This window comes from Lactobacillus sp. 23-2, assembly GCF_044902225.1.
In the GTDB taxonomy this organism is placed as follows: Bacteria; Bacillota; Bacilli; order Lactobacillales; family Lactobacillaceae; genus Lactobacillus; species Lactobacillus absianus.
In genome coordinates, this window is the sequence record NZ_JAOQBX010000015.1 from 20,026 (window position 1) to 44,289 (window position 24,264).

General features: G+C 37.6%; 19 protein-coding genes and 5 pseudogenes. 23 read left to right on the forward strand and 1 reads right to left on the reverse strand.

Going from position 1 to position 24,264, the window contains the following annotated elements:
• Window positions 1-78 precede the first annotated feature (78 nt).
• The 21 genes and pseudogenes from OCH80_RS06625 to OCH80_RS06725 all read left to right on the forward strand — a co-directional run bounded on the left by OCH80_RS06625 (window position 79) and on the right by OCH80_RS06725 (window position 20,692).
• On the forward strand, window positions 79-654 hold the full coding sequence (locus tag OCH80_RS06625) for a hypothetical protein (protein WP_404539171.1): 576 nt from the start codon (window positions 79-81) through the stop codon (window positions 652-654).
• An 11-nt stretch (window positions 655-665) separates the two neighbouring features.
• Window positions 666-782: a glycosyltransferase gene (locus tag OCH80_RS06630; protein ID WP_404539216.1), complete on the forward strand. Its 117-nt coding sequence runs from the start codon at window positions 666-668 to the stop codon at window positions 780-782.
• Window positions 783-896: 114 nt separating this feature from the next.
• Window positions 897-2,067, forward strand: a pseudogene (locus OCH80_RS06635) (IS256 family transposase).
• 274 nt (window positions 2,068-2,341) lie between these two features.
• A complete protein-coding gene (locus OCH80_RS06640) occupies window positions 2,342-3,580 on the forward strand; it encodes a hypothetical protein (protein ID WP_404539174.1) in 1,239 nt (412 codons plus the stop codon).
• Window positions 3,581-3,613: 33 nt separating this feature from the next.
• Window positions 3,614-4,670 (forward strand): annotated as a pseudogene (locus tag OCH80_RS06645) (transposase).
• Between the two features lie 45 nt (window positions 4,671-4,715).
• The gene (locus OCH80_RS06650) at window positions 4,716-5,708 is read left to right on the forward strand and encodes a glycosyltransferase family 2 protein (RefSeq protein ID WP_404539176.1); all 993 of its coding nucleotides are present in this window, start codon (window positions 4,716-4,718) and stop codon (window positions 5,706-5,708) included.
• A gap of 158 nt (window positions 5,709-5,866) precedes the next feature.
• Window positions 5,867-6,823 carry a capsular polysaccharide synthesis protein gene (locus OCH80_RS06655; protein ID WP_404539179.1) on the forward strand — a complete coding sequence of 319 codons (957 nt, stop codon included), beginning with the start codon at window positions 5,867-5,869 and terminating at the stop codon, window positions 6,821-6,823.
• Window positions 6,823-8,247 (forward strand): lipopolysaccharide biosynthesis protein, encoded by a 1,425-nt coding sequence (locus OCH80_RS06660; RefSeq protein WP_404539182.1) that lies wholly within the window; start codon window positions 6,823-6,825, stop codon window positions 8,245-8,247. The genes OCH80_RS06655 and OCH80_RS06660 overlap by 1 nt, the downstream gene beginning before the upstream one ends.
• A 292-nt stretch (window positions 8,248-8,539) precedes the next feature.
• Entirely contained in the window at window positions 8,540-9,145 is a 606-nt protein-coding gene (locus tag OCH80_RS06665; RefSeq protein WP_404539185.1) for a DUF1919 domain-containing protein, read from the forward strand.
• Between the two features lie 43 nt (window positions 9,146-9,188).
• A complete protein-coding gene (locus OCH80_RS06670) occupies window positions 9,189-10,376 on the forward strand; it encodes a CDP-glycerol glycerophosphotransferase family protein (protein ID WP_404539188.1) in 1,188 nt (395 codons plus the stop codon).
• 17 nt (window positions 10,377-10,393) lie between these two features.
• Window positions 10,394-10,852, forward strand: coding sequence for a glycerol-3-phosphate cytidylyltransferase (gene tagD, locus OCH80_RS06675; RefSeq protein WP_404539190.1), 459 nt, complete (start codon window positions 10,394-10,396; stop codon window positions 10,850-10,852).
• Window positions 10,853-10,905: 53 nt separating this feature from the next.
• Window positions 10,906-11,919 (forward strand): NAD(P)H-dependent glycerol-3-phosphate dehydrogenase, encoded by a 1,014-nt coding sequence (locus OCH80_RS06680; RefSeq protein WP_404539193.1) that lies wholly within the window; start codon window positions 10,906-10,908, stop codon window positions 11,917-11,919.
• Window positions 11,920-12,264: 345 nt separating this feature from the next.
• Window positions 12,265-12,447: a hypothetical protein gene (locus OCH80_RS06685; RefSeq protein ID WP_404539195.1), complete on the forward strand. Its 183-nt coding sequence runs from the start codon at window positions 12,265-12,267 to the stop codon at window positions 12,445-12,447.
• Window positions 12,440-12,787, forward strand: a complete 348-nt coding sequence (gene tnpB, locus OCH80_RS06690) for an IS66 family insertion sequence element accessory protein TnpB (protein ID WP_404539196.1) — start codon at window positions 12,440-12,442, stop codon at window positions 12,785-12,787. Before OCH80_RS06685 ends, tnpB begins: the two co-directional genes overlap by 8 nt.
• A gap of 55 nt (window positions 12,788-12,842) precedes the next feature.
• The gene (locus OCH80_RS06695; RefSeq protein WP_404539198.1) at window positions 12,843-13,079 is read left to right on the forward strand and encodes a transposase; all 237 of its coding nucleotides are present in this window, start codon (window positions 12,843-12,845) and stop codon (window positions 13,077-13,079) included.
• Window positions 13,036-14,362: pseudogene (gene tnpC, locus OCH80_RS06700) on the forward strand (IS66 family transposase). The gene OCH80_RS06695 and the pseudogene tnpC overlap by 44 nt, the downstream one beginning before the upstream one ends.
• A gap of 176 nt (window positions 14,363-14,538) precedes the next feature.
• Window positions 14,539-18,204, forward strand: coding sequence for a hypothetical protein (locus tag OCH80_RS06705; protein WP_404539200.1), 3,666 nt, complete (start codon window positions 14,539-14,541; stop codon window positions 18,202-18,204).
• 402 nt (window positions 18,205-18,606) lie between these two features.
• A pseudogene (locus tag OCH80_RS06710) lies at window positions 18,607-19,017 on the forward strand (transposase); the annotation flags it as partial.
• Between the two features lie 251 nt (window positions 19,018-19,268).
• The gene (locus OCH80_RS06715; RefSeq protein WP_404539202.1) at window positions 19,269-19,955 is read left to right on the forward strand and encodes a hypothetical protein; all 687 of its coding nucleotides are present in this window, start codon (window positions 19,269-19,271) and stop codon (window positions 19,953-19,955) included.
• A complete protein-coding gene (locus tag OCH80_RS06720; RefSeq protein WP_404539204.1) occupies window positions 19,939-20,346 on the forward strand; it encodes a hypothetical protein in 408 nt (135 codons plus the stop codon). Before OCH80_RS06715 ends, OCH80_RS06720 begins: the two co-directional genes overlap by 17 nt.
• Window positions 20,318-20,692, forward strand: a complete 375-nt coding sequence (locus OCH80_RS06725; protein ID WP_404539206.1) for a hypothetical protein — start codon at window positions 20,318-20,320, stop codon at window positions 20,690-20,692. The genes OCH80_RS06720 and OCH80_RS06725 overlap by 29 nt, the downstream gene beginning before the upstream one ends.
• A gap of 92 nt (window positions 20,693-20,784) precedes the next feature.
• Here the strand turns inward: OCH80_RS06725 and OCH80_RS06730 are convergent.
• Window positions 20,785-21,836, reverse strand: a pseudogene (locus OCH80_RS06730) (IS30 family transposase).
• A gap of 468 nt (window positions 21,837-22,304) precedes the next feature.
• Here OCH80_RS06730 and OCH80_RS06735 point away from each other — a divergent pair.
• Both OCH80_RS06735 and OCH80_RS06740 read left to right on the forward strand, forming a co-directional pair.
• Complete coding sequence (locus OCH80_RS06735; protein ID WP_404539208.1) at window positions 22,305-23,324, forward strand: SIR2 family protein; 1,020 nt, start codon at window positions 22,305-22,307, stop codon at window positions 23,322-23,324.
• Window positions 23,305-24,240, forward strand: coding sequence for a hypothetical protein (locus tag OCH80_RS06740; RefSeq protein WP_404539211.1), 936 nt, complete (start codon window positions 23,305-23,307; stop codon window positions 24,238-24,240). The genes OCH80_RS06735 and OCH80_RS06740 overlap by 20 nt, the downstream gene beginning before the upstream one ends.
• Window positions 24,241-24,264 lie beyond the last annotated feature (24 nt).

Consider the following 24,264-nt stretch of genomic DNA (forward strand, 5'->3'; position numbering starts at 1 on the left):
ACTTTAAAAAGTATTTTTGTAATTATGGTTATTACGGCCATAACATATAAACTTACTTTATCTAGGACGTTTCTCCTTATGATGACTATTGCTATAATTTTATTGATTGGGATTAAGTATCTTGAAAAGTTTAAGTTCTTCATTAATCTATACACGTTCATTAGTATTGCTAGTTTAGCTATTGGTTTTATCGTTAGTATTGGGATTCCATATGTAATGAATTTGGGAATTGGCAATCTTAGGCCGTTAATTGTTTTGCTTAACAATTTAACGAGCAATAGATTTATGCATGCCTCTAGAGTTATGTTACACTATCCGATTACTTTATTTGGTGGTGTTGGGGATTTTAATATTCTAGAAACTATTTATAACTATTCCATCGTCGATGACAGTTATATTCATTTACTGTATGGATTTGGTATTGTAGGTACCATTATTTTTGCATTCATATATATTAAAACTATTACTACGCTTGCAAGCGAAAAGAAGTTTTATTGGATGGTGCCAGTAATCGTGTTTATACTGTGGGGAATATCTGAAGGTATTCTCTATTCTTTACACTGGAATTTCTCGATCCTTTTATGGGGAGTTATTCTTGAGAAGAGTCGTGGAGTACTTGGGAAGGGTATCGCCGAAGAAAGGATTGGTAATTAATAATGAAAAAGATGATTTCAATTATTATACTAGCTCATAATCCTGAGGAAATAATCGAACGTTGTTTATTATCAGTAAAAAACCAAACATATCAAAAAATCGAATGTTTGGATAATGGAACTGTATAATTTTATGTGTAAGGATGAACAGTTCCTTAAACTAAATCTCAATTAGGTATAAAAAAAGGGACTCCCTTTCCGTATAATTGATTTGAACACTATCAATACGAAAGGAAATCCCCTATGACTGATTTTAACAAAGAATGCCTCAATGCGCTATTGAACAAAGAGAAATTCGATGAATTCATGCATGCTCAGCTTGAAGAAGGACTCTTAGAAAGCGAATTGACTGCCTTTCTTAGTTACGATCCCTATGTTCGAGAGGGCTGGAACTCTGGAAACTCTAGAAACGGCAGCTACTTTAGACAAGTTAAAACTCAATTCGGACCGATTAAAGTTCAAGTTCCTCGGGACAGAAAAGGTGAGTTTCACCAACATACTCTCCTAGCATACGGCCAACACACTGACGCGCTAGAATCAACCGTGATTCAGCTCTATTCACATGGTGTAACGACCCGAGAGATCTCTGATTTGATTGAGAAAATGTACGGCAGCTATTACTCAGCTGGCACTGTCTCCAACATCTCTAAGCAGGTTGCCAGCCAGGTCGAAAGCTATCACCAACGTCAGTTGAGCGCCAAGTTCTTCTGCGTGTATCTCGATGCTACTTACATTCCCCTGCGTAGAGATACGTACCAGCGTGAGACAGTCTATGTGGCTGTTGGGATTAAGCCCGATAGCCATAAGGAGATCATTGATTATCGTATCGCCCCGGTGGAGAATATCGAAATTTGGGGTGAAATGATTGCTAACTTCAAGGAACGCGGTCTTGAGCGGGTTGAGCTATTCCTGTCAGATGGGTTCGTAGGCATTAAAGACATGCTAAAGCAGTATTACACAAAATCCAAATTCCAACGTTGCTTGGTTCATGTCGTGTGGAATATCAAGGGTAAAGTTCGTGTAAGCGATCGTAAAGAGGTTCTGGACGACTTCAAGCAAGTTCATAAGCAATCTTAGCTTAAAAGAGGCAGAAACGGTTCTCCACGCCTTCTACGACAAATACGATTCAAAGTACTCAAGCATGATCAAGAATCTGCAGAAGATTGAGGAAGACCTGCTAGTCTTTTACCAATACCCAAAGCAGATTCGTCCCTCGATCTACTCAACGAACATGATCGAGTCGATAAACAACATGATCAAACGCAAGACAAAGCCAAAGTCAGAATTTCCAACTGAAGAGTCCCTAGACAACTTCTTAGGTGTACAGGCTATCGACTACAACGACCGGAATGCCAATCGGACTCATAAAGGCTTTGGTCAGGTGACAGACACGTTGGAATCATACTTCGATTAAAACATAATTAAAGAATCAACCTATCGGAAAGATTTATTTACACAAAAGAATTGACAGTGTCGAAAAATGCGTTCATTATCATTATTAGGTGAAACATATGATAAAAAGCACATTTTAAACATTTTAGAGGAAATTACCACTGAATATGGTGAGAAAAGCATTTCAAATAAGGCCAAATGTCTAGCTACTAATGTTTTTTTTGCTCATCTTTATTTGAATTATAGAAAGGCGAAGCGTTTAGCAAAGTCATTTTTAAAGGGCTAAGGGTTGATAAATGGATAATAGTAATGGAAAAATTAATTTAAATCACGACTATCAGATAAAAATTAATGTAATTGATTTCCCGTTTATTTTGGCTCTCATACTTAGCGAAATCAAGTATGTATGGGGCATATCCCTACTTGGTATTAATGTAAGTGATAGTTTTGTAAACTATGGTTGCATTATCTTATTAACCATATCATTTTTCTTACGACTAGGTGTGGGGAAAAGAACAGATGGATCAGCCTATGATCTAAAATCATTAGGGTTTGCACTGGCCTTTTTAGGTATCTCTTTAATTATTTATTTTCGGTCAAGCGATAGTAGTTTAGTTCTTCTAGCTCTGTTTATGATAGCAGCGTATGGGGTTGATTTTAGAAAAATCGTAGGATGGGTTTTTGGTATTAAAACATTCTACTTAGTTTTAACAACTATTGCAGTTAGATTTGGATGGATAGCTAATCTTGTATATGCAGAAAAACGTGGGATTCACTATGGAGCAGGGTACATATCGTATAACCAAGCTCCTAGAGAATACTTCTACATTGTACTTTGTTATCTGTTCTTGCGGGATAAGAAAGTTACCATTAAAGAATTAGTGGTTATTGAGATACTTGCATGGTATTATGCTGCGGTAACATCATCTCGAACGACATTCTATATGACTACATTAATGGTAATTTGGTTACTAATTAATCGTGTCAGTAAGGATAAAATGTTTGAGAATCACTTTGTTCAATTTATTATCCGTTATATTTTTGTCCTAAGTGGGTCAGTTTCATATCTGATTATTAGGCTTGCGGAGCGGAATTCAGTTATCTATACGGTTTGGAATGCGGTATCAACAAATAGAATTCAGTTAAGTATTAATGCACTTAATAATTATCCAATTACAATTTTCGGTCAGCACATTGATTGGGTAACAATTAGGTTAAATAATAGTTCATGGTTAGAGTATAATTATGTTGATAACTCATATTTAAAAATGCTATTGGATACAGGAGTTGTATATAGTATATTGATTTTAATAATCATGACATGGATATGCAATTACGCGCTAAAGACGAATAATCACATTTTAGCGGTTATTCTGGTAAGCATTGCCATTCGGTGTATCGTACAGTCTGAACTTCTAAATGTGAATTTAGACATCTTTATTTTGCTTATTGGGGCAGTGTTTAGTTATCAAAATACGGAACTGACTAAATTCCAATTGGGTATAAAAAAAGGGACTCCCTTTCCGTATAATTGATTTGAACACTATCAATACGAAAGGAAATCCCCTATGACTGATTTTAACAAAGAATGCCTCAATGCGCTATTGAACAAAGAGAAATTCGATGAATTCATGCGTACTCAGCTTGAAGAAGGACTCGATCAACTCCTAGAAAGCGAATTGACTGCCTTTCTTGGTTATGATCCCTATGCTCGAGAGGGTTGGAACTCTGGAAACTCTAGAAACGGTAGCTACTTTAGACAAGTTAAAACTCAATTCGGACCGATCAAAGTTCAAGTTCCTCGGGACAGAAAATGTGAATTTCACCAACATGCTCTTTCGTCATACGGCCAACACACTGACGCACTATAATCTACCGTGATTTAGCTCTATCTGCATGGCGTAACGACTCGTGAGATCTCTGATTTGATTGAGAAAATGTACGGCTGCTATTTTTTCAACTGGTACTGTCTCCAACATCTCTAAGCGGGTTGCCAACCAGATTGAAAGTTATCACCAACGTCGGCTGAGCTACAAGTTCTTCTGCGTAGGGATACATATCGGCGTGAGGCAATCTGTGTGGCTGTTGGGATTAAGACTAATGTCCATAAGGAGACCATTGACTATCGTATCGCCCTAATGGAGAATATCGAAATTTGGGGTGAAGTGGTGAAATGATTTCCAACTTCAAGGAGTGCGGCTTTGAATAGGTTGAGCCACTCCTGTCAGATGGGTTTGTAGGCATTAAAGACATGCTAAAGTAGTAATTACCCGAAATCTAAATTCCTAGTTCATATCATCTGGAACATCAAGGGGAAAGTTTGTGTAAGTGATCGTTACGACTCAAAGTACTCCGACATGAACAAAAATCTGCAGAAGATTGAGGAAGACCTGTCGGTCTTTTTCCAACATCCTAAGCAGATTCGTCTCACGATCTTATTTAACGAACATGATCGAATCGATAAATAATACGATCACCCAAAAGCCAAAGCCAAAGTTTCTGATTAAGGAGTCTTTAGACAACTTTTTAGGTGTACAAGCTATCAATTACAATGACCGGAATGCCAATCGAGCTCATAGGACGTTTAGGCGGAATAAATTATTTACACAAAAGAATTGGCATTGAGGCTTAAATACTAAATAGATTTATTAGAGGAGCGTTAATTGTTAAATGAATAACGAGTTGCCGTTAGTCTCTATTATTGTTCCAGTTTATAAAGTTGAAAAATATCTGAATCAGTGTGTAGAGAGTATTATCAATCAGACTTATCAAAACTTAGAAATTATTCTAATAGATGATGGTTCGCCTGACAATTGTGGTCAATTAATTGAAGATTGGGCCAAAAAGGATAAACGTATTGTTGCCTTGCACCAAAAAAATGGTGGTTTGTCAGCTGCGAGGAATACTGGATTAGATAACTGTCATGGTGAATGGCTGGCTTTTGTTGATAGTGATGACTATGTCGCTAAAGACTATATTGAGAAAATGCTAAAGGCTGCAATGAGGGATCACACAAATCTGGTTATTTCACATTACTTCGAAATTGATGAGATTTCTGGTGAGCAAATCGATATCAAACATAATCCAGCAAAAGTTTACAATATTAATGAGTTCTGGAAGCAGTACTATTCTCCGGAGGGAAATTTTGTGCCTTTGGTGGTGGCCTGGAGTAAGTTATACGCACACGAAATTTTTGAGACGCGGCGATATGCAGTTGGACTGGTTCATGAGGATGAAGAAATAATTTTTGATGTGATCAAAAGTGCTCGACATATAAGTGTTATTCCAGACGACTTATACTACTATCGTATTAACCGTAGCGGGAGTATTATGGATAATATTAAGACAAGCGATCAGATCGATCAAACTATTCTGGAGATTAAAAAGACTAGAACTAAAAACTTGATGCAAGAAAAGTTTTGGGATGGGGCTTTAGTTGCTACAGAGGATTTGATGCTTGAAGCAATTAATATTAGATCAACGATTAATAGTGATATAGCGCGTGCGTTTTATTCCGAAATTATACCGATAGCTAAGCAGAATCAGCGGATTCTCAGACAACATGGCTATAAATTTGGTTGGAAGCAGCGAATCTATCTGAGAACTCCGGCCTTGGTCTGTTGCTTGAAGCGAATTAAACATGATATCAAGAATCTATTTTGATACTAACGCCACTACCAGTAATGTGGCAATTTATAGTAGCTGCGTTTTACTGATCAAACACTTGATGGTTTGGGTGAGCTCAGTTAATGATATTAAAATAAAGTATCATTGCTTTTTTGTTTATGAGAAAGACAAAAAATAAAGAAAGAAGATAAGCGATGAATAAAATTACTAAAAAAATTAGCGAATATCACAAAGCAAAAGAGCATGGTATGACTTTAGGTCAGTTCATTGATCGTTTTAATCATCGTATTTCAGATAGATTACTACGCAAGCGTCTTAATATAATTTGTGGTCAAGATTATAGTATGGTTGAAGCTGCTCATTCGGCCTATGTGGCTAATAAACTTCGTCAGCGATATGCATCACAGTTGGCAGCTAAGCCAAGTTGTGATGACAGCTGGACCAAGACTGAATTTCCAAAGATTATTTGGTGGTGTTGGCTTCAAGGTGAAGATAAGGCACCTCGAGTGACTAAGACGGCTTTGACATCCTTGCGACGCAACCTACCTGATTATGAAGTGCGGGTACTAACTTGGAACAATTTGAAGGACTATGTAGATTTACCACGGGTTATTTACGATAAGTTCTCAGCTGGTTGGATTTCCGGCGCACAATTTTCCGACATTCTTCGTTTGGCACTGCTCTCTAAATATGGTGGCTTTTGGATTGACTCAACAGTTTACTGCTCGGATGATCGTTTAGCTAGAGCTATCGAGAAGAAAAACATGTTTATGTATCAGAACTTGATGACGGCAACAAGCAAGACAATCAAAATGTCTAGTTGGCTTATTGCTTCTAAGAAGGGCAATCCATATTTGAAGGAAGTTTCACGACTTTTAATAGATTATAATGTTGATAGTAACTTTACCGAAGATTACTTTGTGTGCCACATATTATTGACACTTTTTGCTAAAAAATATGTAGATATTTGGGAAGATATGGATATTTATAACAATAACAATCCACACATGCTACAGTATATGATGAACAAACCGTATGATGAGGAGATGTTCAATAGAATCATGGCGAAGTCTTCATTCCATAAGTTGAATCATCACCTTGAATTAGCTAATGGAGATACGTTCTATCATCATCTGGAGGAGTTAAATTAATGAAGAACAAAGTAATTACTGGCTTCTTCTGGAAATTTGGGGAGCAAATTTCATCACAGTTAGTGTCGTTTGTGCTCTCAATTATTCTTGCTCGTTTACTGGCTCCAAAGGATTATGGGGTTGTAGCTCTTGTTCAAGTTTTTATTACTATTGCCCAAGTTTTTGTTACCAGTGGTTTTGGCAATGCCTTAATACAGAAAAAAGATGCTGATGAGACTGACTTCTCGACGATTTTTTATCTTAGCGAATTGATGTCGGTGATTGTTTATGCAGTATTATTTATTGCATCACCATGGATCTCTGCTTTTTATGACAATCCTGAACTAACTTTGGTTTTGCGTGTTTTTGCATTGCAATTGCCACTATCAGCTTTTAATGGAATTCAACAGGCATATATTTCTAAACACTTGATGTTTAAGAAAGTGTTTATATCGACTACAATTGCGGCTATTATGTCTGGAATTGTCGGAGTTGTGATGGCTTACTTCGGATTTGGTGTATGGTCACTTGTTTGGCAGGCGTTATCAAGTACAATCTTTGTTTCTGTGACGCTCGCGGTACAGGTCAAATGGCATCCACAACTTAAATTTTCTTGGGAAGCGGGTAAACCATTAGTTAGTTTTGGATGGAAATTACTAGTTACCTCATTGTTAGGCCAATTCTTTAATCAGCTACGGTCACTTATTCTAGGCAAATTCTATACTACGACTGATTTGGCTTACTATAATCGCGGTCAAAAGTTTCCAGATTTGATAACAACTAATATTGATGGGACTGTTTCAACAGTATTATTCCCCACGTTGTCTAATATTAACGATGATTTGGTTAAGGTCAAGCTAGCTATCCGTAAGTCGATAAAAACTTCTACTTTTGTCATTATGCCATTGCTATTTGGATTAGCTGCAACTTCACGGCCAATTATTTTATTGCTGTTAACAGACAAGTGGAGTGCTGCAATTCCTTTTATGCAGATACTTTGCTTTTCTGATGTTTTTGATACAGTTTCGAACACTAATATGCAAGCCATTCAAGCTATTGGTCGTAGCGATATAATGCTGAAATTGGAATTTGTCAAGAAGCCACTATATTTAGTACTCTTGATTATTGGTATCAATATTGATGTCTATGCAGTAGCGTGGACTATGGTTATTTATAACGTAGTTGCTGTATTTATCAACATGGCTCCGAACAGGAAGCTACTAGGGTATAATATTAAGGAACAATTATCCGATATGATACCAGCTTTACTTAATTCTTCAATTATGTATTTAGTTGTTGACTTCTTAGGAAATACTTTATCAACTCCATTGATTTTGACACTGGTTATTCAGATTTTTGTAGGTGTAGCAATTTATGTTGGCATTGCTTTAATTTTTAAAATGGAAGGTTTTAAAAATGTGCTTAGTGTATTAGCAAAAGACTGAGTATATTATTGGCGAGCAGGTTTAGTGGTATACGAGCGCGCTAGAATAACAAGGGAATATCCATTTTACTGTGGCTATTGACTAGGTCCATAATATTTTTAATATATAAAAAGGAAGATTAGAACGTAACCCATGAACGAAGTCTGAGAATAAATTTCTGTAGGGATTTTGGTTAACTAGGAACGTGACCTAGTTTATGGCCCAATTCCAAGAACAACGATAATAGCAGTTGTACATAAATTTTTTAACAGAACATATAGAAATAGTGGAGTGACTTGAAAGGATCGCAATCATGAATCCTATTGGAAATATAGTAACAAAAATACGGAATACAAAGCGTCGGAAACAACTTCATAATGTTAACTTCACAATACTATCTTCAAATTGTGTTGGTGGGGTAATATATCATGATTTAGGACTTCAGTTTAAGTCCCCAACTATAAATTTATGGTTTACGCCTAAAGATTATTTGAAATTTCTCTTTAGTCTAAATAAGTATTTGTCTATTGACTTAGTTGAAGAAACTAAGAAAGATGTAGATTATCCAGTTGGATTATTGGGAGATATTCACTTATACTTTTTGCACTATAAGACGTTTGCAGAGGCAAAGAGTAAGTGGAATTCCCGTAAGAAGCGAATCAACGAGGACAATATCTACGTAACTTTCACTGATCGTGATGGCTTCGATGATGACGATTTTCAAGGATTCCTAGCGTTGCCATACAAGCACAAAATACTTTTAGCTGGAAATAAAAGGTATGAGTCTAAATATACCCATATTATTTCTAAGCATTCAGAAGATGGACATTTGGGCGATATTTTCACAGTTAGAAATAAATTCACGGGTAAAAGACTGTTAGATGAGTTTGATTACGTGTCCTTTTTGAATAATAGATAATTACCCTGCAATTTGACTAAAGCTGAGAGGCGTAAGTAGGAACATGAACATTTCTGAAAAAATTAGGAATCATCTTAGAATTAGACAGAGAATATTGCTTACATTCGATTTATTTTGTTGCTTGCTTCCTATTCAGAAAAATAAGATAGTCGCCGACAATTTTTTAGGGCGTGGTTTTGGTGATAATCCAAAGTACATTGTTGAGAAATTGTTGGAAAGTGATACAGAATTAGATATAGTTTGGTTGCTAAGCAAAGATGGTGACTTGGATGCCTTACCTAATGGGGTGCGTTCTGTTAGGTTAAACTCTTTTAAAAGTATGTATGAATTAGCAACAGCCCATATTTGGATTGATAACATCAAGTTGAATTACAAGGGGCATAAGCGTAAAGGGCAATTTTATTTACAGACTTGGCATGGTGGGATAGCTTTTAAAAAGATTGAAAAGGCTGTTGAGCAATATCTAGATCCTAATTATGTTAAGGGCTCAAAAGTAGATTCAAAAAAGACAGATGTTATTCTTTCAGACAGTAAATGGGTGACAGATTCTATTAGGGATAATTTTTGGTATGATGGAGAAATTTTAGAGACTGGATTTCCTCGAAATGATGCCTTTTTCAATAATACAAAGGAAACAGAAGAAAGAGTTAGACAGTTTTATAATATATCCCCTAATACAAAAATAGTTTTATATGCACCAACATTTAGGAACAATGTTAAAATTGAAGACCAGCGATTCCTTTATGAAGTAAATGGCACTAAAATAAAAGAAGCGTGTGAAAAAATGTTTGGTGGACAATATATTTTTTTGGAACGTGTCCATCCAAATGTTGCTAGTCAAATAGATCTACCTGTTAGTGATTTTGTAAAATCTGCTAATAATTATCCTGATATGCAAGATCTTTTAGTTACAGCTGATGTACTAATAACAGACTTTTCAAGTAGTGTTTTTGACTTCATTCTTAGTAAACATAGGGTATTCTTGTTTGCTAAAGATTATGATCAATATATTGCTAGTGAGCGAGAACTCAATTTTAATATTAAAGAAGATTTGCCATTTTCATTTGCAAACAGTGAAAATGAGCTAATCCAAAATATTAACAACTACGATGATGAAAAAGGGAAAAAAGACGTTGAGGAATTGATAAATTCATTTGAGTTAGAAGAAGATGGTCATGCTTCTGAGCGAGTTGCAAAAATATTGTTGGATGTAATTAAAAAGAATGATTAGTAGAGGATAGTGACGTTATGAAGCGTGTTATAACTTATGGGACTTTTGATTTACTACACTATGGCCATATTAACTTACTCAGAAGAGCAAAGGCATTAGGCGATTATTTGATTGTTGCACTTTCTACAGATGAGTTTAACTGGAATTCTAAGAATAAAAAAACATACTTTTCATATGAGCAGCGAAAGCAATTGTTAGAGTCTATTAGGTATGTTGACTTGGTAATTCCAGAAGAAGACTGGAATCAAAAGAGAAATGATATGCATGAATATCATATTGATACCTTCGTGATGGGTGATGACTGGAAAGGAAAGTTTGACTTCTTAAAAGACGAAGGAGTAGATGTGGTGTATCTTCCTCGGACTCCAGAGATTAGTTCATCTAAAATCAAGAAAGATTTATATGATGCAAATGAAGTTACAGAGGAAAGCAAGTTATCACATGATGATTTAGATACGAACCCTACTAGAAAGTAAAGGCCGAACTTCGGCCTTTTTGTGTTATTGACAAAACTAAGTGAGGTAATAATATGGCAAAAATCGGTGTTTTGGGAGCAGGTACTTGGGGCATGGCACTGGCCCGGATGCTCAGCAACTCTGGTCATGAAGTGACCGTCTGGTCAGCCCTGCTGCAAGAAGTCGACGAACTCTCAAGAACTCGTCGCCAGAAGAACCTGCCAGGTATGGTTATTCCTGACGAAATTAAATTCACTAAGGAAATTGCGGAAGCCTGCCAAGGCAAGGACATCATCCTGTTCGCCGTACCATCAGTCTTCGTCCGCTCAACTGCCAAGACTGCTGCTGCCTTTATTTCAGACGGGCAGATTATCGTTGACGTGGCTAAGGGGATCGAACCAGACACCCTCTTGACTTTGACGGAAGTCATTGCTGACGAATTGAACAAGGACGGCAAGCATGGCAATGTCCACTACGTTGCCCTGTCTGGCCCGACCCACGCTGAAGAAGTGGCCAAGGACCTGCCAACTACCATCGTTTCCGCCTGTGAAGACCAAGCTGTGGCTGAAAAGGTCCAGGACGTCTTCATGAACAAGAACATGCGGGTTTACACCAACTCTGACCGCTTGGGCGTTGAGCTCTGCGGGGCCTTGAAGAACGTAATTGCTTTGGCCAGCGGGATCTGTGCGGGCCTGGGCTACGGGGACAACATGCGGGCTGCCTTGATCATCCGCGGGATGGCGGAAATCAAGCGCCTGGGCCTTAAGATGGGCGGCAAGGAAGACTCCTTTGACGGCCTGGCCGGCATGGGGGACTTGATTGTTACTGCTACCAGCAAGGAAAGCCGGAATAACAATGCCGGCTACTTGATCGGCAAGGGCAAGAGTGCTGAAGAAGCCAAGAAGGAAGTCGGCATGGTCGTTGAAGGGATCAATGCCATTCCAGCTGCCTTGGAACTGGCTGACAAGTATGACGTGGAAATGCCAATCGTCTTTGCCGTTGACGCCGTGGTCAACCGCGGTGCTGATGCCCGGGAAACCGTTGACGCCTTGATGCTGCGGGAAAAGAAGTCAGAAATGACCAAGTAGTGATTTATCGAGCTTGTAAGCATCAAATATATTGCTTTACAATTAACTTAAAAGATTGGCATACAGCCGTTTTCTCATTTACATTCTTTTTTGGTCACCAGTGCTTGCAAGAATTATATAGCCTGGTGGCTTTTTTGTTTCAGATTTAGCCTTGGCGCAACGTAAGCACCAAAGCACGGTATCTATTGGCTCCTGTTCAATAGTCAGATAGTAAGCACCTAATAGCGCGGTATTTATCAACCCTTGTTCAATAGTCAGTAAGCGCCCAATAGCGCGGTATCTATCGACCTCTGTTCAATAGTCATATACTATTCTTAACAATTGAATACGGAGGAACACGATATTATGACTGAACATCCAATCGTACCGCTGGAGCTGCCAAAGGACAGAATCAGACCTAAGAAGAGGCCCGGAAAGAACCGGCTTGTTCTTAACCTGAAGTCCAATGAGGTTGAGCTGTCATTTTACAGTGATGCCACTAACGAGCTTATGCTCGAAGTCGTAGACAGGTTCTTGAGCCATGATTAATTTGGGAGAACTGGGTCGTGTGTTCATTGTTTGCGGTAAGACCGACATGCGTCGAGGGATCGATTCGCTTGCTTACATAGTTAAGAAGAGCTTCCATCTCGATTCCTTCTCCGGGTGCGTCTTTCTTTTCTGTGGCAGTCGAAAGGACCGCTTCAAGGCACTTTATTGGGATGGCCAGGGCTTCTGGTTGCTCTATAAGCGCTTTGAGAATGGAAAGCTTGCCTGGCCAAACAATGAAGACGAAGTGCGAGAGCTGTCTGATGAGCAAGTCATGCGCTTGATGCAGGGCTTTACCATTGATCCTAAAATTCATATCGCAAGAGCTCGTGAATTGTATTGATTTCACGAGCTTTTCTGGTATTCTAATGATTATGAATCAAGGAGGGACAACAACCATGACCGACAAAGACACTTCAGCTTTAATCGAAACGCTCAAAGCAATTAACGAAGAGCTGCTCAAGCAGGTCGCTCTCCTTACTGAACAAGTTGAGTATTTGACCAGGAAGCTTTACGGAAAATCCTCCGAAAAGAACGTTGTCAATACTAACCAGCTGAGTCTCTTCGATGAAGACAAGGCTGGCGGTGAAGATGACGAGGACTTGCCCTCGCATTACCGAAACTATTACCTATAAGAGACGCAAGCAGGTCGGCAGAAAGCAGGACATCTTAGCTTCTCTTCCGGGCGAGGAGGTTCATCATCGCTTGGATGACCTTACCTGTCCAGACTGCCAGCACGAGCTGAAAGAGATCGGTAGCTTCTGTGCCAGAAAAGAGCTGCTCTACATTCTAGCCCAGGTTAAGCGAATCGATCACATTCAGCACTCTTACAAGTGCCAGCACTGCAGTGATGAAGCACCGGCTGACAAGATTATCAGGGCTCCAGTGCCCAAGGCACCGTTAACCAACAGTCTTGGCTCAGCTTCTTTGATCTCAAATACGATCTATCAGAAGCACGTTCTCAAGGTTCCTGCCTACCGACAAGAAAAGGACTTGCGGCGCATGGGCCTTCCGCTTGATCACAAGACGGTTTCCAATTGGCATATCAAAGTCTGTGAGTACTACCTTTCCAGCCTTTACGAGCGCTTGAGACAAGAGCAGCTAAAGCTGGAGGTCATTCACGCAGATGAGACGCCGTACCGAGTTCTAGACAGCGAAAGAGCCAAAGACTATGTCTGGACTTTCTTGTCAGGCAAGCACGCCAAGACACCGATTGTTCTATATCACCACGGGTCACGAAAAGGCATCGAAGCATGGGATTTCCTCACAGATTTCAGCGGATACCTTCATTGTGATCAATATCATGGCTATCTGCGATTAAACCAACAAGATGTGACTCTTGGTTCAAGGCGGAAGTTCTTTGAATCCTTGCCTAAAGACAAGGCCAGAGAGTCCGACGCGACTTCAGTTGCCAGACAGGATCCACTACTGTGATCAAATGTTTAGCCTTGAGCGCTCCAGGAAGGACCTTTCAGCTGAAGAAAGATACAAGAAACGCCAGTCTGAATTAAAGCCTCTGCTTAAGAAGTTTTCCGACTGGTGCTACAAGAAAACAGTCTCCATGCTGCCTTCAGTCAAGCTGGGGGCAGCCTTCCAGTACTGCTTAAACCATATGGACAAGTTCATGAACATTCTGAAAGATGGTCGACTTGAACTGTCCAACAACAGAGCAGAGCGAACAGTCAAAGAGATTGTCATGGAACGCAAGAACTGGCTCTTTTCACAGAGCAGCACAGGCGCCAAAGCCATGGCCATCATTATGATCATACTCGAAACCGCCAAGCAAAATGGCTTGGATCAATTCAAATACATCAACTATCTTCTAGACAAGCAGCCCAATGAGCTGTCATTATTCGACAATCAGCGTCTGGAAGCCTATTTACCATGGGCTGAGAATGTTCAGCTCCACTGTAAGTAAAATCCCATAAACTGATTAACCCCATCTTAGCATTGCTAGGATGGGATTTTAATATACCGTGCTATTGGGTGCTTACCCTTATAGTGAAGTACAATAAGATGTATAGAATCTCGTAGAGTTTCAGATTATGAGCGTATAAAATATAATCTAGATATCTATTTTGAAGGAGTAGCCACATGGGACTTTATAGTAAGCTAATCTATTGTAAAAGAAAATCAAATTCTAAAGAAAGTCTTCATGATCTTGCACCAAACGACAATCTTGAAGCTGATAATAAGTACTTAAATCTTTTAGATGAGGTTCTAAAAAGTGCTGATAGACTCCATAATGTGGCTTTAACAGGACCGTATGGATCTGGAAAATCAAGCATTATAGCATCATATTTAAAGAAGCATCCAGATGTTGAGAAGATCAGTTTAAATATATCGTTAGCCACCTTTTCTTTAAAAAAAGGTTCTGGGGATGGTGGTACATCTTCATCAGAAGAGGAGATTCAAAAAGGAATCTTAAAGCAAATTTTTTATAAGGTTAAGCCTAGTAAGATACCATTGAGCAGATACCGTAAGCTTCACACGCCTTCGACTTGGAAAATTTTTTGTGTTTTAATTGTTCTGGCCATGACGTTTGGGATCGGTTCATATGTATTTAATTATAAATTATGGTCAAAAAATAGATTTCTTTTTGACCAAACCTTAAAACGTGTTCGTACGTCTGGAATACCATATTTTATTATTTGGATAGTGATTATTTGCATTGCTTTAAGTTTAATAACCATTCTCATTAAAGCAATTGCCTATATATTATCGCGTCTTTCTTTGAGCAAGATAAACGTTGGTACGGTGGCAGAAGTAGATAAAAAGTCCTCAGAGTCAGTCTTTGATAAGAATATGGATGAGTTATCATACTTTTTTGAGACAACAAATTATCGTATTGTATTTTTCGAAGATTTAGATCGATGGGGGAATATAGAGATATTTTCACATTTGCGAGAATTAAATTCGCTTCTAAATAGAGATGATGCAATTAAAGAACCTATAGTTTTCGTATATGCTATTGGTGACGATGTGTTTCAAAACGAAGAAGAGAGGACAAAATTTTTTGACTACATCATTCCTGTTATACCTATAATGAATGCTACCAATGCGGGAGAAATTTTGCTAGGCAAGGTAAAGCACAGTAAGCTAGAGACTAAGATCACACAAGATTTTATTTTTGATGTAAGTCCATATATTCCAAATATTAGGGTCTTGGTCAATATTTGGAATGAATTTGAGGTTTATGAGCCAATAATTATCGAAAAACAGGGGCTAAGTCTAAATGAAGAAAAATTACTAGCTCTCATTATTTTTAAGAACCTTTATCCTCAAGATTTTGCGGAATTAGAGCTTGAACAGGGAATTGTCAAAGATGTGTTCAATAGGAAGGAGTCATATCTCCAAACAATTAAGGAGGATCTGCAAAAGCAAATATCTAATTTAGAAAATAAAATAGGAAGTACTAAGAATGAAGTACTGAAGAGCTATAAGGAGTTAATGACAGCTTTTTTGTTAGAAGTTACTGATTATAGAGGCATTGCAATCAACTTTTATAATAGGCGTTATAGCCTGGTAGTTCATGCGGAAGATATTCTTAGTGAAAAACAAGATCTAAGAAATTTAAAGGAAAAAGAAATTACAAAGATTGAGTATATTTCATTTAGCGACAATCGAAACTATGAGACCAACTGCAATATAGACAAACTGTATGATAAGTATGAATCTAGAGTGGAATTTGCGGCTGGCGCAAAGGAATCTAAGGTAAAGGATCTCCAATCACAGTTGCAAAAATTGAAACAGAGATTGTTAAAGCTGGATTTGATGACACTGGCAGAGCTTATAGAGAATTATCAATTGGATAACTATTTGTCAGCTGAAGTAAAAGAAAAAGATTTATTAGTCTTTTTGCTACGGCGTGGTTATATTGATGAGCAGTATGCTAGTTACATCAATTACTTTAAGGGCAACAGTATTTCTAGAGAGGATCAAAATTTTATCTTATCAGTCAAAAATAGGAAGAGACTACCGCAATCATATAAGCTCACAAAGGTTGCGAATGTTGCCGATAGATTAAGAGTTGCTGAGTTTGGGCAAAAAGAGATCTATAATAATGACTTGATTGACTACTTGCTATTAGATTGCTATGACCAGAATAAAAAGCTGACAACTTTTATTGAGCAATTGACAGATGAAACTGAAGATAGTTGGTCATTTATTTCGAATTATTTGTCTCGAAGATCAAAAGAAAGAAAAATAGCTGAAAGAAGATTTGTCGAAAAGTTAGCGCATGCTTGGCCCAACATGTTTAACTATATAGAAAATAGATTAGATTTATCGCCTGAAATGGTCGATTATTATCTAGAACTTATTTTTAATTTTGCAGCAGTACCTGACATCGACGCAATGGACGTAAGTGAGGTGATTTCTAAACATCTATCTTATACTGAAAACAGTCTTCAAAGGTTTAAGGAAGTCAAAGTACCTCGTATGACCGAAATTTTGGATAATGCTCTCTCTGTGAAATTTTCCAAGGAAGACTTATCTGATGTTCCCAAAAGTATGGTTAATCATATAAGTGCTAAGCGATATTACGAGATTAACGAGAAAATGTTGTATGAGATTTTAGGGCGACTTGAGCCTGACTTACAGCAAGGCTTCAATAAACATGCTTATACCAACCTCTTGAAACTGGATCATGATGAGGAACCGCAGATACAAATTTTGAGATATATTCGTGAAGAAGATAATCTTTTGATTTTCATGGATAGAGTAGTTCTTGCAGATGACAATATCTCTGAGAGTATAGATGCTATTAGTGATTTGCTTGGCCGACTTAAAGAAAATGAAGATTATCAGAATAGGCTGTTGCAACATGAAGAGTATGTAGGAGATAAATTATCAGAATTTACCTCAGATAAACCGGATCAACATATCTGGAATTTGGTATTAAATAATAATAAAGTAAAAGCTACATGGATTACGGTGAATGAATACTGGTCTTCCTTTAAATTTTCACGTGAGTTGCTTCAATTTATTCAAAGGAATACGGATAGTATAATTGCTAGTGATCAATCTGTATATACCCAAGATCAAGATTCTGTATATCCTCAAGATTTTGTGAATGATTTATTTACTAATGCCACTTGGGATGATAATACATTTAGTAACTTAGCTACATGCTTCAAGGGATGGCGGTTTAGCGGCAGTATCTCAGATGTTCCGGAGCAGAACTTAAAAGTATTAATTGACCAAGATTTCTTTGAGTTTACACAAGAATATTATGATCAAGTAAAATCTGTGAGTGACGAGTTGGCTACAACTTATATTTTGAAACATCAGTTAGAAGCATTAGATAAGCTAGATAACTCAGAAATAAATGAACTAGCTGCTAACTTATTAGCGAGTCCATTTGTTTCTTCAGAGCTTATAAATGAGATTGTTAAGAATAATTTACCGGAACAGGTAATAGACCAAGATGTAGCAATTAATTTGACTAATAAGAACTTCGATATTGATGAGTCGTATTTTTTTGCTATTTGGAAATATTTAAGCAATGACAAGAGAATATCTTGGATGCTGGATAATGTAGCTCTCTTAGATAGAAATGGTTTCTACCGATGTTTTTCAGAGTTGACGGGTGTTTATCAAAACTTTTTTGAGAAATATGATTCTTCAAAAGAAGTAAAGTTAGAAAACAATAAAGAGAACGAAACTTTAGCTAAGCGTTTATGTAGTGTAGGTTATGCTACAAGCTTTCGAGTTAAGAATGATGGAAAATTAGCTGTTAAACTTAAGAAGCTTTCGTGACGATAAGTGCTAACTTCCCAGAGCATCGAACTCAAGCCATCTGAAGAAGCGCTCTAAAACCGCAAAAATACTACCTACCACAAAGACAAGTTCTATGGCTACGAAGAACGAGAAGACGGCATTGAGCAGGAACTGCAGCTATGCGGTTATTTTGTCATTGTGACTTTCGAAAAAAATGATAGCTTCTGAAGCCTTAAACCTCTACAAGAGCCAAGTCATCTCGGAGAAGCTATTTGGTAGTGATAAGATCTTCCTAGGAAATTGCTCATTCAGAGTCGCAAGCAGTCAGGCTGCCGAAACCAAGATCTTCGCGTTTTTAGAAAGTCACGCATAAAACAAAAATGGCTGTCAGAAAAACTGTCAGCCATTTTGCTTGAGTTGTAAAATCTTGGGAAACTAGCATTAAAGCCTCTGCTTAAGGAGTTTTCCGACTGATGCTACAAGAAATCGGTCTCCGTGCTGCCTTCAGTCAAGCTGGGGGCAGCCTTCCAGTACTGCTTAAACCATATGGACAAGTTCATGAACATTCTGAAAGATGGTCGACTTGAACTGTCCAACAACAGAGCAGAGCGAACAGTCAAAGAGATTGTCATGGAACGCAAGAACTGGCTCTTTTCACAGAGCAGCACAGGCGCCAAAGCCATGGCCATCATTATGATCATACTCGAAACCGCCAAGCAAAATGGCTTGGATCAATTCAAATACATCAACTATCTTCTAGACAAGCTGCCCAATGAGCTGTCATTATTAGACAATCAGCATCTAGAAGCCTATTTACCATGGGCTGAGAATGTTCAGCTCCACTGTAAGTAAAGTCCCATAAACTGATTAATCCCATCTTAGCATTGCTAGGATGGGATTTTAATATACTGCACTATTGGGTGCTTACAAAACAAAAAATTCTTACCGATGGACAATTGATGTTCACCAGTAAGAAAAATTATAGAGCCGTAAAGAATTGTTGCCACTAGTGATTGAATAGAGAATTTAGTGACTTTCTTATGTTAGGGAGTACAATTGAAGTGAAGATTAAATAAATTTAGCTGGCATGTGAGGAAAGAACAATGACTAAAGAATTTATAGAAAAGGCTCAGTTTGGAAAAATTGATTTGGAAGATTCCTTTTTTGATTCACTTAAATATGATTATTCGGGATTTGAAAGCTGGTTTAAAGCTAAGTCAAATTCAGGAGAATATGCATACGTTATTTATGATGACAAGAGAAAACTTGTTGGCTTCTTGTATTTGAAGGATGAATGTGAAGAAGATAGTACGATAAAGCCAAATTTTGATTTGCGTCGTAGGCTGAAGATTGGTACTTTTAAAGTCAATGCTCATAATACCTCCTTAGGACAGAGATTTGTTATGATCGCATTAAGAGAGATGGTTATTCGAGGCATTGGCTGTGCTTATGTGACAGTTTTACCTGAGCATAGAGAATTGCTCCCTGTTTTTGAAAAATTTGGGTTTAAAAAATGGGGGAAGAAAGGAAAAGAAATAGTTCTTGTTAAGGAATTCAAAATCCAAGGAAATCCATATTTAGATTATCCTGCGATTCCACTGAACGATGGGCACAACAATTTTTTATTAAGTATTTATCCAAAATTTCATACTGATCTTTTCCCTGACTCTGAATTGAATACAGAAAAGGGCTCTTGGTCATATAAAGATACGGCTTATACCAACGCTATTGAAAAAAAAGATATATTTAACAGGCATGGACGAAGCCAGAAATATGAAATATGGAGATAAAATCATTATATACAGAACTAAGGTTGAGGATAGAAGTGCAGAATATAGCTCTGTTGCAACTTCAGTGTGCACATTGGTTGAGAATAAGAGCATTTACGATTTTGAAAATATTGAAGCCTTTTTAAAATACTGCCATAAATCAATTTTTTCTGAAGAACAGCTATGTAGTTTTTATGAATCAAAGAAATATCCGATAGTTTTAAAATTTCTATATAACTTTCCGCTTAAAAAAAGAATTATTAGAAAGGATTTGATCAATAAAGTAGGTTTGCCTAGAGATAATTATTGGGGGTGTATGCAGATAACTGATGAAGAGTTTGTCAAAATTATAAGGCTGAGTTTAGGCAAGGAAGGTGAAGGGGTTGAAAATTTTGTTATCGATAAACCCTAAATTTGTGGAAAAGATCTTTGCTGGAACTAAAAAATTTGAGTATCGTAAGACAATATTTAAAGATACTAGTGTGCAATCGATTGTTGTGTATGCTACTAGACCTATAGGAAAAGTGATTGGAGAATTTCGAATTAAAAGCATTATCGAGGATAATCCTTCAATAATTTGGAAAAAAACAAAACAGTATTCAGGAGTATCTAGAGAATTTTATAGTTCCTATTTTTCTGGGAGAAATAAAGGCTTTGCTATTGAAATAGGGGAGCTTACACAATATGCTCAGCCAATCGAACTAAATGACTTGAATGTGAGTCATGCTCCACAATCTTTTTTATATTTGCCTGAATAGTCAAAAAGGTTTTATTAATAAGTAGTGTTGAGAACTAAACGTAAGTTGCAAGAATAAGTTGAACACTTTACATAACATCTGGTAGTTTTGAATCACGCACGGCGATAGATGCGGTCGAGTTCCGCTTCAAAAAAAGCTCCTCTGGTGTCTTGTAGCCCAAGGCTTTTCGAGGCAGGGCGTTGCACTAGAGTTCGATCTTGGAAATGTCATCTACACTGTATTTGTCCATCCGATCCCCTTTGGGAATGAAGCGTCTGATGATCCCGTTGTGCCGTTCTATACTGCCTTTATCGCAGGAAGTATAAGGGTGAGCGTAATACGCCAAAGTCTTTGAGACCTTTTCCAGATCAGACAAGTCTGCGAACTCGGATCCATTATCAGTTGTGATAGACTTAAAGATTCTGTCCCATTTAGATCCATAGCGCTCTCGAAGCTTGTCAAACGCCTTCATGACGCTGGTTGAAGTCTTGTCCTCAATCTTGATCATGAAGAACTGGCGTGTCTTGCGTTCACACAGAGTGAGCAGCACATCGTCGTCCTTGGTCTTACGGCCAAGAACCAGATCACATTCCCAGTGACCAAAGTCTTTACGGCTTTCGATTCTAGGACTACGTTCATCGATGCTTCGTCTCAGAATACGCTTGTTTACACGGGCACGACGAGTCTTAGTATTGCGCTTGACCTTCTCTGGAAAATCACCGTTCTTGATATCTATTAGGCCCAAGTCAACGTAGTTATACAGAGTTTTGGTTGATACGACCTGATCCTTCTGGAAGATTCCCTTGGCCAAAGCATAACCCACGCAAGCATCAAGAGACCAGCCTTGATTATGGAAGCAGTGGGAAACATAGTCGATGAACTTATGTCTGCGAAGAAACAGACTCTTACGGCCGCATTCGCTTCTATGTAGTTCGTAAGTGCTTTGCCCTTCGACAGCTTTATACCGCTTCACATTGCCGGTATACACGGATACTGTGCCTCTTTTGAGCTCATATCCGACCGTGCTTGGTGAGCAGTTAAGTTCTCTAGCTATAGCACGATTAGAGTAGCCCTTAGAGTGCAGCTCCTGGATTGTAGTCCGGTCGTTCAGCGTAAGATGTTTGCCTTTTTGGTGTGGTTTAGTGTTAGAATATGAATGATCCATTTTAACCTCTCTAGAAATGTTTGTGGTGATTCATATTCTACCAGATGGTTGAAATGGATTTTTTGTGCTCTAATCCAGTGAAAACGATTTTTCTTACTGTATCGGAACAGTGTTCAGTTTAATTTTACAATCGGCGATTATTTTTGAAATTGGCAAAAGCCATTTTCCTATTTACATCCCTTTTCAGTCATCGGCGCTCGCAAAAACTATATAGCCCGGTGTTTTTTATTTGAACTACTTAACTTGATAATAACAATTTACCAAAAATCTTAGTTTGATTTTCTATGTGAGAAAATAACTAGGATTTTTTCTTTATTAAAGACGTGGTACGGAGCTTTTTTGCCGCTCGAGCTTGGCGAGAGCAATTAAGGATTTGACCGTATTAGACTTCGCTTGGAATTTAGATCTTGTTTTATAATTAAGGTAAAATAGCAACAAGAATCCATGTGATAACTATGAGGAAAACGCGTGAGTAAAAGAAAACAGAAACCGAATAAACAGTTAAAAGTGTCATATTGGGAAGCCAGGAAGATAATCAAGAATGCAATGCTAAATAAGAACTTAGTGTTGTTTGTTGGAGCTGGCGTATCTAGTAACTCAGGTATGCCGTTATGGAGTGATGCCGTTAATCAGATTGCTAAAGCCGTGGGTGTGGATCCTAAAGAGTTTGATAATTTAAAGATCCCACAGTTCTACTACAATGATCGTGGTAAAAAAGAATACACCCAGTTTATGCAGCAGATTTTCAGATACGGCGACGTTTTAAAGACGTGTGAAATTCATAATCAAATAGTAGATTTTGATCTTGATACAATTATTACTACGAATTACGATAATTTGATAGAACGGGCATTTCGGGATAGGAATCAATTCATTCAACCTATATGTAAAGATTCTGACTTTGCTTATGCTAAGCCGGGGAAAGAGCTTATCAAAATGCATGGTGACTTTGAACACGATAATTTTGTGTTGAAGGAAGATGATTATCTAAATTACTCGGAAAACTTCAAGTTGATTGAGAATTATGTAAAATCAATCGTTGGTAGTAAGGTGGTCTTGTTCATAGGCTATTCATTCAATGATCCGGATACTAAGCAGATATTCACGTGGGTTAAGAACACTCTAAAGGATGATGTCCAGAGAGCGTATATGCTTGAAGCAGGCCAAGATTTTGACAGAAATGTAGAACGATATTACCGTAATTTAGGTGTTAATGTGATATTCACAAAATCATGGTTTAAAGATCTAGGTTCAATTTCTAAGAATCTGGAGTATGCTCTAAATTTGATTTTGAGGGATGCAGAGGATCCAATTGAGAACATCTATGATGAGTTTAAACCGTTTGCCGACTTTAAGTATGTGTATACGAAGTATATTGCTCAAGTGCTTGGAAAATACAATATTACGGTAGGATCAAGCTTGATTTATGTGGAAGACAATTTGGAAGAAAATAAAAAGGGAGCAGCTGTTGAAGCGTATTTTTTCTAATGAGTGTGATTCTTCCAAAATCAGTTTTATCCAAGAAGTTATTAAGAAGAGCGGCATCGACTATTATCAAATAGACGATCAGATTAAGAAAATTGATAAGCCCTCTAATGAAGAAAGTTGGGTACAAGCAGTTCTCGACTTTGATTTTGTGAAATTAACAGGTTTGAGAAATCAGTACCAAATCAAAATTAATAGTGATGACCCAGAACAATCAATGAATTTAGCGGCTATCGATTACTACGTGGAAGATTACGTGGGCAGTTATAATTACTTGCAACGCGCAAGTTGGCAGTATTATAAAGAAAAGAAGTTGCCGCAATATTTTATTTCTCAAGTGAATCTTAAATATGATTCACAGTTAGCAAAGATAAACAGCAATAAAATAATTTATAAAGAACTTGATAAGGCGAATGAACTGGATCTAGATGGGATATTTGATAGCTTACCGATTGTTGAAAGAAATCACATGAATTTTTTGAGAGAACTGTCTAGTTTTTCTATCTCTTATTCAATATTCCAAAAGTTATATATGCGAAGTGAAAAAACTTTGGATGAAGCAAATTCGCAAGTTTGGTTAAGTATGGGGCAGCCGGCTTATGTGGCTCTACGTAGAGAAATGAAAGACTTTTTTTACTATGAGTTTTATAACAATATTTTGTTAGACCACTATAGGGAAAATACTGAAATATTCCATATGTACATGAGAACAATTTTAGAAGCTGTTGCCACCCCAACTAGAACCTCGAAGGATAGCAATCGTGGACTCCCAAGCTACAATATCACACCAGAAAATTTAGAGTGGTTAGATATTTTTGTAATATTGAGATTTACAGGTGATCCAGGAGATCTGAGAACAATCTTAGGTAAATATGACTTAGCTTCAATTAAGGTTCAGTATAAATTCGTGTGTAAATAGTAAAAATTAGACAACAAAAAAGAA

Coding starts and splice junctions, on each gene's coding strand:
- tnpB (WP_404539196.1), top strand. CDS start 12,440: ATGATTAATTTGGGAGAACTGGGTCGTGTGTTCATTGTTTGCGGTAAG.
- OCH80_RS06695 (WP_404539198.1), top strand. CDS start 12,843: ATGACCGACAAAGACACTTCAGCTTTAATCGAAACGCTCAAAGCAATT.
- OCH80_RS06720 (WP_404539204.1), top strand. CDS start 19,939: ATGAAATATGGAGATAAAATCATTATATACAGAACTAAGGTTGAGGAT.
- OCH80_RS06640 (WP_404539174.1), top strand. CDS start 2,342: ATGGATAATAGTAATGGAAAAATTAATTTAAATCACGACTATCAGATA.
- OCH80_RS06715 (WP_404539202.1), top strand. CDS start 19,269: ATGACTAAAGAATTTATAGAAAAGGCTCAGTTTGGAAAAATTGATTTG.
- OCH80_RS06660 (WP_404539182.1), top strand. CDS start 6,823: ATGAAGAACAAAGTAATTACTGGCTTCTTCTGGAAATTTGGGGAGCAA.
- OCH80_RS06685 (WP_404539195.1), top strand. CDS start 12,265: ATGACTGAACATCCAATCGTACCGCTGGAGCTGCCAAAGGACAGAATC.
- OCH80_RS06655 (WP_404539179.1), top strand. CDS start 5,867: ATGAATAAAATTACTAAAAAAATTAGCGAATATCACAAAGCAAAAGAG.
- OCH80_RS06665 (WP_404539185.1), top strand. CDS start 8,540: ATGAATCCTATTGGAAATATAGTAACAAAAATACGGAATACAAAGCGT.
- tagD (WP_404539190.1), top strand. CDS start 10,394: ATGAAGCGTGTTATAACTTATGGGACTTTTGATTTACTACACTATGGC.
- OCH80_RS06625 (WP_404539171.1), top strand. CDS start 79: ATGATGACTATTGCTATAATTTTATTGATTGGGATTAAGTATCTTGAA.
- OCH80_RS06705 (WP_404539200.1), top strand. CDS start 14,539: ATGGGACTTTATAGTAAGCTAATCTATTGTAAAAGAAAATCAAATTCT.
- OCH80_RS06670 (WP_404539188.1), top strand. CDS start 9,189: ATGAACATTTCTGAAAAAATTAGGAATCATCTTAGAATTAGACAGAGA.
- OCH80_RS06650 (WP_404539176.1), top strand. CDS start 4,716: ATGAATAACGAGTTGCCGTTAGTCTCTATTATTGTTCCAGTTTATAAA.
- OCH80_RS06680 (WP_404539193.1), top strand. CDS start 10,906: ATGGCAAAAATCGGTGTTTTGGGAGCAGGTACTTGGGGCATGGCACTG.
- OCH80_RS06630 (WP_404539216.1), top strand. CDS start 666: ATGATTTCAATTATTATACTAGCTCATAATCCTGAGGAAATAATCGAA.